Source organism: bacterium, assembly GCA_040753555.1.
Lineage (GTDB): Bacteria > UBA9089 > UBA9088 > UBA9088 > UBA9088 > JBFLYE01.
Map to the genome: position 1 here is coordinate 1 of JBFMDZ010000074.1, position 10,789 is coordinate 10,789.

Here is a 10,789-nt window from a genome sequence, read left to right on the forward strand (position 1 = left end):
CCTCTCGTCGGGCTCTCATAGCCTCGCCCATATCGGCTTTGAGAGTTCTGCCTGCTCCTCAATGAACAGTATCGGCCTTAAGACACGATGGTAAATTTCGGGGCTCAATCCCTTCACTTGCGTTGTGTCCCGATGTCTCCTACCTTCCAGCATCATTCAGTTTGTTACCTCCCTGAATGTGGAATTAAGTATTGAGCTGGTGGCTAGCCTTTGCCCAAGTTGGACTTTCACCAACAAGACCCAATACGCTTTGCTTGGCACACTCATCTTAAAAACCTCCTTTTTATTATCTTCATAAAGAAGAATACTACAAAAATTCTTGTTTGTCAATTTTTTTTTGTCATTTAATTATTGACTTTTAATTTTTTTGACAAAAGCAAGATTTTAGGTTATATTTAAAATAGATGAAAAAGATTATTTTAGCAATTATTCTTGCAAGTAGGGGGTTTTGTCTTACCGCAAAAACAGGGTTTGAAAGGGATGTTATATTTCTTGAGATTGGCTTTGACCCATTAAAGGTTGAAAGATGCCTTGATTATTCCATTGTCCGCTCGCCTGGATGCAGGGCTTCATATAAAGCAGGAGATCCCCTTCTTCCGATAAAGGAGCTTTTCTTGCTCCTTCCACCAGATGCAGAGATTTCTGATGTAAAGGTTTTTTCCTGAAGTGATAATGATGGATGGAGAATACAAGATTCCTTGTGTGCCAAAGCCACTTACCATTGGAACAGAAACTCCCATACTCCTTGTTGATGAAAAAGGAAACCTCATCCCCTTGATGAGGGATGAATTCCTTAAATACTACAAAGAGGCAAAGACAGAGGGGATCTTTCCAAAAAGCCTTGTTTTTACTGGAGATATTCAGAGATTTAGTTGATAATACATCTTACAAACCAGGATGGCCATTTATAACAAAGGATAGAGTCTGGACATCACCAACAATAGCTGATGTTAATAATGATGGCAAGCTTGAGATAGCAATAACAACGGGAGAACTTGGCAGGCTTAGCCTATACCTATTTGATGAGGGTGGCAAGATACTTCCTGGCTGGCCAGTAGAGATGCCAGATTACTATGGTGTTTGGGGGATGTGTATATATGACCATAGCTCATCGCCTGCTTTGGGTGATATAGATGGGGATTCTGATTTAGAGATAGTCCTTATGTCTGGTAGTTACCTTCGCGCCTTCCACCATAATGGCACTTGTGTAAAGGGATTTCCTTTTGGAGTAATAGAAGATGACTTTACACAGTTTACCACACCCAGCCTTGTTGATCTGGATTATGATGGCGATATGGAGATAATTACAAGCTCAGGTGCCTGGTTGTATGCCATCCAGGGAAATGGAGAGCTTATATGGTATTGGCCAGCTAAAGCAGAACCAGGTTCAGCATACAAGAGTGTTTCTGTTGGCGATATAGACAATAATGGGGATTTAGAAATAGCAGTTGATGGCCACCCATGGTGTTATGACTATTATACCTACATTCTAAAGCATAATGGAAAAAGAATTTCTATGTTTAAAACAAATGGAAACCAACCTACCCTTGCTGACCTTGATGGAGATGGTAGTCTTGAAATAATCTTTTCTTCATCCGACAAAGTAAATGTAATTAAAGAAGATGGAAGCCAATTCCCAGGATGGCCAGCAATGGCTGAACAACTAAACTTAACCTTTCCACCAAGCATAGGTGATATAGATAAAGATAGTGATTTGGAAATAGTTGTTGGAAGTCGGGATGACAATAAAATATATGCATTTCATATCAATGGCCAGATGGTAAAAGGCTTCCCTATTTCTTTTTCTAATAACTATCTCACGCCTATATCTATAGGTGATATAGACAATGATGGTGCCTGCGAAATATTGGTTGGCAACTATGGTGGAGCAATAGAGGGATTGAATGGGGATGGAAGTAAAGTTTTAGGCTTTCCAATAAAAACAAAGGGGTCAATTCTCTCCCAACCTGTTGTAGTTGATATAGACAGGGATGGAAAAACAGAGATAATCTATGGGGCAACAAAGGGAGGAATTTATGTTTTATCCTCTGAGGGAGACCCAAATAATATCCAATGGCAATATTATTGCAATGACCAATTCCATAGAGGTGTATATCCAAAGAAAAAAGGCTCTTTTAGCATAGATGCACCAGGGATGGTAGAGGTAGGTATGCCATTCTCTGTTTGTGTATCATCTTATAAACCTTATTCAGGGAGCATATCCTTTAGCCTAAATAGTGGAACAATAACACCAATAGAGGCATTTTTAGAAACACCAAAAACCCTGGATATGACCATACATTCAGAGGGAGAGCTTTTGTTTATAAAGGCTTATGATAAAGATGGAAATTACGGCATATCTAATCCAATTGCTGCAAGAAAGGATTTAATTCCACCTGCAAGGATAGATGATTTTAAGGTAAAAATAGAGGGTGATAATTCCCTTCTCCTTTCCTGGACAGCCCCAGGGGATGATGGAATACAAGGAACAGTCGCAGGTTATGAAATTAGATACTCAACCTCTACTTTGGATGAAAAAACCTGGTTTTTTGCAGATAAGGTCAAGGAAGAAATATCTCCAAAAACAGGAGGAGAAAAAGAGGAGTTTATCCTTTCAGGACTTAATCCAAACTATGCTTACTGGATAGGGATAAAGGCAAGGGATGAGTCAGGAAATGAATCGCCAATATCCATAGCTACTGGAAAAACAACAGGTTATTCTATCTCTATTAGTCCAAATAGGGGTAATTCTGGAATAGAGCTACTCGTTTTTGGCAAAGGCTATGAAGCCCTTACCCTTGTAAATATTGACTTTGGAACACATATTGGAATTAGTTCTTGTTTTACATCAGACCTTGGAGCATTTACATGTTCATTTTCTATTACACCACAAGCCTTTGAAAGAATAATTGTTGTGGCTTATTCAAACCTATCTAAAAAGGGAGATTTTGCTTCCTTTGACCTCGTGCCAGCCTGCATCATAAGTGGCTATATCAGGAATAAGAATGGAAATGGAATCCCTGATGTCTCTGTCTATCTATATGAAATTAATAGAACTATTAGAACATATACAGACATAAATGGTTTATATAAGCTCTCTGCCCCCATTAACTCGCCATATGTAGATATTTATCCATCCAGAACAGGCTGGATGTTTATTCCATCATCCAGAAGACATTATGACCTTGACAAGGATCTCTTTTCAGAGGATTTTACAGGATACTATGAGACTGATACCCATATTGAGGTTTATTCCTCTATGGAAAATCAGGTATCAGTAGATGGCTATGGCTTTGGAAAGAATGAGTCTATAGCTATTGATTTTGGAGAGATAAAGACAATTGCTACCTCTACATCTAACCCATCAGGAAGATTTAACCAAAGCTTTGGCATTCCTACCATACCTGTTGGCACAAAGACAATTACTGCAAGGGGGCTTTCATCAGGCTCTATAGCCACAAGAAGCTTTTTTGTAAAGAGAAAGGGCTTTGTTATGCTGAATTTAAACATCCCTCCCCTTCACCTTGACCCATTTGTTGCCTTTGGAGACTATAATAATGATGGTTGGATAGACCTTGCTATTTGTGGTAAGGTGAAAGGGGTAGGAGAGGGGGATATTACAAGAATCTACAAGAATAACAATGGGAAATTTATAGACTCAGGGAATGTTTTTCCAGGCGTAATTTTTGGTTGCCTTGCGTGGCTTGATTATGATAGGGATTCAGACCTTGACCTGGTTGTAACTGGAAGTGGATGGAATGGGCAAAAATATATAGGGAAGATATTAGGAATGAGGCAGGCTCTTTCCCTGACTCTCAAATGAACATCTTTGCTCCTGATTACAGGACGAAAATTACAGTTTCTGACTGTGATAATGACGGTGATTGCGACCTTGCGATAATGGGTAGAGGAAGCAATGTTAAGCTCTATAAGAATGAAAATGGAATTATGATAGATAGTGGACAAAACCTTGGGAATGAGATATACGATGGAGATATTGCCTTTGTAGATTATGATAATGACTCCTATCTTGATTTATTCATTACTGGCGAGGAGTTCGCAAAGGGAAGAATCTCAAAGATATACAAAAATAATTTTGGCATATTTCAAGAAACAAATATTGAGATTGAACCTGTGAGTTGGAGCTCTGTTGACTGGGCTGATATAGATAATGATTCTGACCTTGACCTTGTTATTGGAGGAGTAATACTTGGAGACCATTATACCACAACAAGGCTATATCGGAATACAAAAGGAAGGCTTATTTGGGATGAAAGTATAAATCTTCAGGGAAATCCTATTAACTCTATTGCCTTTGGTGATTATGACAATGATGGATGGATAGACCTTGCTATGATGGGTGGCGGACTTGTTTCAGGTGATGCAATGTTTAAGATTTATAGAAACATAGAGGGAAGAGAGTTTGTTGACATTGGTGTAGACTTTCCAGCTCTGCAAAACGGAACAATTGTCTGGGCAGATATTGACAATGATGGTGATTTAGACCTTGTTTCTGCAGCCCATACCTTATGTGGTGATCCAATCCCCAAGCTTTATCTAAATGATGAAGCAGATATAACTGGAGGAAATAACCCAAACCAGAAGCCCCTACCACCTACTGAGCTAACTAGCGCTTATATAAATGGCAAGGCAGTATTAAGCTGGGGATATGGTTCTGATAGAGAAACGCCAAAGGAGGGGCTATATTACAATATCAGGGTGGGAACTTCACCGGGTAAAGATGATGTAGTCTCACAAAGATATGGAACACCCCTTCTGGGAAACTACCTTGGTCTAAAATCCCGCTTCTTATCCCTTAATTTACCTGCTGGAACATACTATTGGGCTATCCAAACAATAGACACAGGGCTTTCTACCTCTGATTGGTCAATAGAGAAAAGTTTTGATGTATTTTCTTTATCCAATATTATTCTAAATAAATCTTCCAATAAACAAAAGGCAGTCTTTGGTGAAACAATAACATATACGATTACCTACAAGAATGTAGGTTCTACCACAGCAATAGATGTTACCATTGTTGAGGTTTTGCCAGAAAAAACAGTATTAGAGTCAGGAGTCTGGAGTCAGGAGTCGGGAGTCAGTTATTGGTATGATAACAATTGGCAATCTACCTTTAGCAAAGAGACAACCAAGATAAGGTGGGTAATTCCTCAGGTTTTACCTCAAAGCGAGGGAAGCCTATCGTTTAGTGTGAGGGTAAAATAAGAATGTTTAGGAGATTAGTTTTAGGGTTTAGTTTTATATTTTTTCTTCCAGCAGCTTCAATAGCCGCTACTTATACGGCTACAACCATCAATGAAATCAGGTCTTATACGAATATGCTTACCGCCGGTGATACCTTGCTTATTCAATCAGGGACATATAACTTCACATCATGCTGGAGTATTAGTAACAAAAAAGGAACAGATTCAGCCTGGATTACAATCGCTCCAACAGGGGGTATTGTAAAAATTACTGGTTCATTCGCAGACAATATGATAAACATATATAACTCAGGTTTCCTCCATATCAAAGGTCTTGAGATAACAAATACCTCTTCGGTTAGTGGGATTGATGGGATAAAGATACAATCTACATCAGACCATATTACTTTAGAAGACCTACATCTCCATGACCTTACTGGTAATGGAATATCTTGCAATCTTAATGGTGTTGAGCTTTCATATCTGGTTGTTCGTCATTGCCATATACATCATATAAGAGATTATGAAGGGATATATCTTGGTAAGCATGAAGGCGGAACGCCTATTCATGACTCCATGGTAGAATTTAACTGGATACATGATTGCACCAGTGCAGATAGGGGACGGGGGATACAATTTAAACGAGGAACTTATCGTAATATCATTCAGGATAATGTTGTCTATAACTGTAGAGGAGGTGGGATTGTTCTTTATAAAACAGATAGAGCCTTGGCTTCTGATAACAACATCGTCTGGCGTAATGTTATCTGGAATTCACCAGGTGAAGGCATATTTGCGGTTGGACAGACAAACATAGAGAATAACATTGTGTTCAATTGTAACTATGGTATCAATACCGGCGGTGGTTATACTGGCTGGGGAATGAATGATTTATATATCCGCAACAATACAGTCTATTATGCTACCACAACCTGTCTTAGACTGGATGCCAGGTCGAATAAGAGTCCTCTGGTTTGCATAAACAATGCCTGCTATCAAAATTCTTTATCTGCCACTGCTATTCATACACCGTATGGAATAGGTTCCTGGACACTTTTCAACAATCGGCATTATGGTGCTTGTAGTGTAAGTGGTTCAACGCCTGGTAATCCACCAGTGGATGAATTCATCAACCCCTGTCTTACTTCAGGAATAGTGAACCTATATCCAAAGATTAACGCCAGTCTTCGGGATACCGGGACAGCAAATTATAATGCCCCGATTGATGATTTTAATTGCTCAAGCCGTCCCTTTGGAGAATTTTGGGATGTTGGTGCCTATGAGTGGTCACAAAACACAAATCCAGGCTGGCAACTCCAGGAAGGGTTTAAGGAGTATAGTGTTAAGCCATCCATTACCCTAAAAAAGACCTGTGATAGGCAGAATGTAAGATCGGGTGGAACAATAACATATACGATTACCTATAAAAATGAGGGTCAGAGCACAGCAATGGATGTTGTGATTATTGATGTTTTGCCAAAGAATACAGTATTAGAGTCAGGAGTCTGGAGTCAGGAGTCTGGAGTCAGTTATTGGTATGATAATCAATGGAATGTAGCCTTTAACCAAAAAGCAAGCAAAATAAGGTGGATAATCCCAAAGGTTGCACCATCAGAATCAGGCACAGTCAGCTTCTGCGTGGAAGTGAGATAGATGAAGAGATTTCTTTTGTTGGTTAGTTTGATGGGAGTTCTTTTTCTTATGGGGATATTTTCTGCATCGCTGGAAGCATCTAATCAACCTCCACAGTTAGATCCAATAGGAGATAAGGAGGTGAAAGAAGGAGAACTTTTAGAATTCACCATTACTGCTACTGACCTGGATGGAGATGAGTTGCATTATTCTGCCTCTAATCTACCTCCTGGGGTAAGCTTTGATACCAAGACCCAGACCTTTAAGTGGACACCTGCTTATGGTCAGGCAGGTACCTACACCATCTCCTTTGAGGCAAGAGACAGAAGTGAGTTTGAGAAACCAAAAGAGAGAGGAATCATCCAGCTATTCAGGAAGAATGATGATATAGATGCCAATATAGACAATCCTTATCTTGCGGGAGCAAAGATTGCTACCATATGGAGTAATATTCAACCTAAAGAGGGTGTTTTTGACTGGAGTGTGATTGATGGTGACATGAAGATTTGGACAGAGGCAGGAAAGAAGGTAAGGCTGGCAGTATATATATCTTCCTATGCAGGCTGGAGTCCAGAGCTTAAGTGTGCAACCCCTGAATGGGTATTCAAGGGTAGCCCAAGTGCCAGGTATATCCAGTATAATCCAGATGGAACAGTCACTTTGCCACCTGATTGGGATGAAAGGGATAGAACCACAACCTATCCGGTGATATGGGACCTTGTCTTCAAGGAGAAGTATAAAAAATTCGTTGAAGCCTTTGGCGAAAAATATGATGGCAATCCCAATGTTTTGTATGTCCAGATAGGGTTATTCCCTGAGATGACCTTGGGTAAGGATGCAGGTTCACTGACAGATTACTGGAGAGCTGAAGGCTATTCTTATGATGTCTATGAAGAGACAATAAAGTGGATTATAGATAGAAATTTAGAAGCATTTGATCAAACACCTTGCAGTCTTGCCTTGAATGCACCTGAGATAATGAACGAGGACGAGAAAGAAAGGCTGTGGCAAGAGGTCTCATCATATCTTAATTCAAAAGGAGGCTGGCTACAGAACAACTCATATAAAGCTCGTAGTTATTATGATTATTGGGCACAGAAGATGTTCAGAAAGTATCATCAGAGCACCAATATAGTCTATCAGGCATGGGGTTCATCAAAGACACAACCAGAACAACAAGGTAGTTTCAGAGATGCCAGTTGTAATGCCTTAAGAGCCCATCCTGATTTCTTAGAGATATATGCAGCCGATATAGCAGAGCCCAGCCATCAAGAGGACTTAAGGTTTGCTTACAATCATGTTGGGATTGAGCCAGACTGTGCAGAGAATATCTGGATACAACTAACCGACCTCTCTGAAAACTGTGGTAGCAACGATTTCTACCAAGGGCTCTATCAGGTGGATGTAATAGATAAAGGATTACCGGAGCAAGGAACTATATTAGGCAAAACATACCGAAAGACAAATGATTCCAATCCATATATCTATTTCCAGGTAGATCCCAATTTTATCAATGGTGGCTCTAATTCCATTGAGATTAAGGTAACCTACTTTGATACTGGTAATGACACATTCAGCTTAGAGTATGATGCAATAGATAAAATTTATAAAGAGGCTGGTATCGTTACCAAAAATAACACCAACCAGTGGTTGACTGCCACCTTCACTTTAACCGATGCCCATTTTGCTAAACGCCAACCTGGAGGAACTACCCTTAATGAGGCAGAATCACTGGAAAAAGGATCACGAACTATAACCGGCACAGACTTCAGGATAAACTCTAAGCGAGATGGAGATGAATATATCCACTTTGTTCAGGTGATAAAGGAGAAACCTGGTTTATCTGATGTAGAGACTATCACCATCACCGTAAAAACAGATGCTACTCCACCAGGTACCATTACTGACCTCTCTGTTGCTACTGTAACTTCAAGGTCTATTACCCTGACCTGGACAACCCCTGGTGATGATGGATATGTAGGTACAGCCACTACCTATGATCTAAGATGGGCAACCTATACGATTACCTCTGATAACTTTGGTTCAGTTACCACTAGCACAAGGACAAAGGTTACCCAACCTGCCTATGGTACAGAGACATTCATTGTTACTGGCTTACAGCCAAATACAACTTATTGGTTTGCTATTAAAACAGCAGATGAAGTGCCAAATTGGTCAGACCTGTCAAATGTGGCAACTAGAACAACAACCCCCTCTTCTCCAAAAATCACCCTCACAAAGAAAGCAAGCAAACAGAAGGTCTATTCAAAAGGAACAATAACCTATACCATAACCTATAAAAATGAGGGTCAAGCAACAGCAATGGATGTTTCTATTATTGATGTTTTGCCGAAGAATACAGTATTAGAGTCAGAGGTTAAGAGTCAAGAGTCAGAGGTAAGCTATTGGTATGGTGGAGATTGGCAAGAAAGCTTCAATCAATCTGCCACAAAGATCAGGTGGATTATAGATGAGGTTGGGCCGGGTCAGTCCGGTTCAGTCAGTTTTACAGTGAGGGTGAAGTAAATTGTAGTTTGGAGAAAAAGGTATTGACATACTGAAATAAATATGATAAAATGTATGATAAAAGATAATCATCAGTTTTATAAGAGGAGGTGACAGGATATGGCGGTTGCATTAAAGAACAAGGGAAAGGTCAGGTTTACAATATCGGTTTCTCCCGAGATCTATAACCGGGTATTTGCCGACAAAAAGGTCAATCGGAGCCAACTGATTGAAATGGCCCTGGATGAATTCAGTCGAAATGACCTGAGAAAGAAGGTTGTCGAATTCTGCTCTTTAAAGGATGAATCTGATCTTGCTGATGCTGAATTGGCTCTGCCCGCCCAGATGGAGGCATTAAACCATGACTGACTTAGGCTTCCCTCATCGAGGAGAAATCTGGTTGGTAAATTTCAATCCTGCCAGAGGACATGAACAGAGAGGCATTCGGCCTGCCCTTCTCATCCAAAGCAATACGATCAATCAGACAGGATTTGGGACAGTGGTTGTTTTGGCTATATCAAAAGCGACTGATGTTAAACGCCGCGGTATCCTCAATGTTTCTGTAAAAAAAGGAGAGGGAGGACTCACAGTAGATTCAGTGGTCAAATGCCACCAGATATATACCATTGATACAGGAAGGTTAATGAGACGATTCGGGAAACTAACAGACATTAGAATGAAAGAAGTGGAGAGGGCAGTTAAACTGGTAATCGACTTCATCAGGTTGTAAGCATAAAAATCAGCATTCCGCAAAATGCTTTAATCTTTGATTTTTAACGAAGGTGTTAAGATATTTGCAAGAGGGGTGAAAAGGTTTATTTTGGTGGTTTGGTTGGTGGTGTGGGCAAGTTTGGGTTGGGTTGATGTTGCTCCCTGGCCCCAGCTCCAGCATGACAGCCAGCGCACAGGAAGGGGTGAGTATCCTGGGCCAGATAATCCATATCTAAAATGGATTCAACAGCTTCCTGAAAGCAAAGGTTGTTCTGTAGTCATTGGTTTAAATAACACCAGCTATGTGGCGGTATCTGAAGAATTGTATGCCTTCCATCAGAATGGCAACCAGAAATGGTGCCAGGTTTTTGCAGAAGTAATCCATTCCTGTGTCGTTGATTCAAATGGACTCATTTATGTTGCCACCAGAGCCGGCGAACTCGTATGCGTTAGAGATGATGAAACAAAGGCAACTATTATCTGGAGTAAAAAGATAAGTAATCCCTTCTCTGTTCCAAGCTTAAGTCTTGATGAGAAAACTGTCTATGTTGCTTCAGATGATGGCACACTCTATTTTGTAGAGACATCCAATGGCAATATCAAAGGAAGCGTATGTGTTTAGCTTTAATGGAACAAATGAAATCCGAAATTGAAAATCCGAAATTTTAAAACAAATTCAAATGACTAAAATTGAAAATTCAAAACAATATAATTTATTTGTTATGAGAATAAAGATT

Annotated in this window: 9 protein-coding genes; all 9 read left to right on the plus strand. The window is 39.9% G+C overall.

Annotation, left to right across the window (positions count from 1 at the left end):
- Window positions 1-404: 404 nt before the first annotated feature.
- On the plus strand, window positions 405-665 hold the full coding sequence (locus AB1630_07160; GenBank protein MEW6103571.1) for a hypothetical protein: 261 nt from the start codon (window positions 405-407) through the stop codon (window positions 663-665).
- Window positions 666-672: 7 nt separating this feature from the next.
- The gene (locus AB1630_07165; GenBank protein MEW6103572.1) at window positions 673-876 is read left to right on the plus strand and encodes a hypothetical protein; all 204 of its coding nucleotides are present in this window, start codon (window positions 673-675) and stop codon (window positions 874-876) included.
- Window positions 842-3,823 (plus strand): FG-GAP-like repeat-containing protein, encoded by a 2,982-nt coding sequence (locus tag AB1630_07170; GenBank protein ID MEW6103573.1) that lies wholly within the window; start codon window positions 842-844, stop codon window positions 3,821-3,823. Before AB1630_07165 ends, AB1630_07170 begins: the two co-directional genes overlap by 35 nt.
- Window positions 3,754-5,226 (plus strand): FG-GAP-like repeat-containing protein, encoded by a 1,473-nt coding sequence (locus tag AB1630_07175; protein ID MEW6103574.1) that lies wholly within the window; start codon window positions 3,754-3,756, stop codon window positions 5,224-5,226. Before AB1630_07170 ends, AB1630_07175 begins: the two co-directional genes overlap by 70 nt.
- Before the next feature lie 2 nt (window positions 5,227-5,228).
- On the plus strand, window positions 5,229-6,857 hold the full coding sequence (locus tag AB1630_07180) for a right-handed parallel beta-helix repeat-containing protein (GenBank protein ID MEW6103575.1): 1,629 nt from the start codon (window positions 5,229-5,231) through the stop codon (window positions 6,855-6,857).
- Window positions 6,858-9,362, plus strand: a complete 2,505-nt coding sequence (locus AB1630_07185; protein ID MEW6103576.1) for a putative Ig domain-containing protein — start codon at window positions 6,858-6,860, stop codon at window positions 9,360-9,362.
- A 99-nt stretch (window positions 9,363-9,461) separates the two neighbouring features.
- Window positions 9,462-9,710 carry a hypothetical protein gene (locus AB1630_07190; protein MEW6103577.1) on the plus strand — a complete coding sequence of 83 codons (249 nt, stop codon included), beginning with the start codon at window positions 9,462-9,464 and terminating at the stop codon, window positions 9,708-9,710.
- Complete coding sequence (locus AB1630_07195; GenBank protein ID MEW6103578.1) at window positions 9,703-10,071, plus strand: type II toxin-antitoxin system PemK/MazF family toxin; 369 nt, start codon at window positions 9,703-9,705, stop codon at window positions 10,069-10,071. Before AB1630_07190 ends, AB1630_07195 begins: the two co-directional genes overlap by 8 nt.
- Before the next feature lie 75 nt (window positions 10,072-10,146).
- Window positions 10,147-10,674: a PQQ-binding-like beta-propeller repeat protein gene (locus AB1630_07200; GenBank protein MEW6103579.1), complete on the plus strand. Its 528-nt coding sequence runs from the start codon at window positions 10,147-10,149 to the stop codon at window positions 10,672-10,674.
- Window positions 10,675-10,789: the final 115 nt, after the last annotated feature.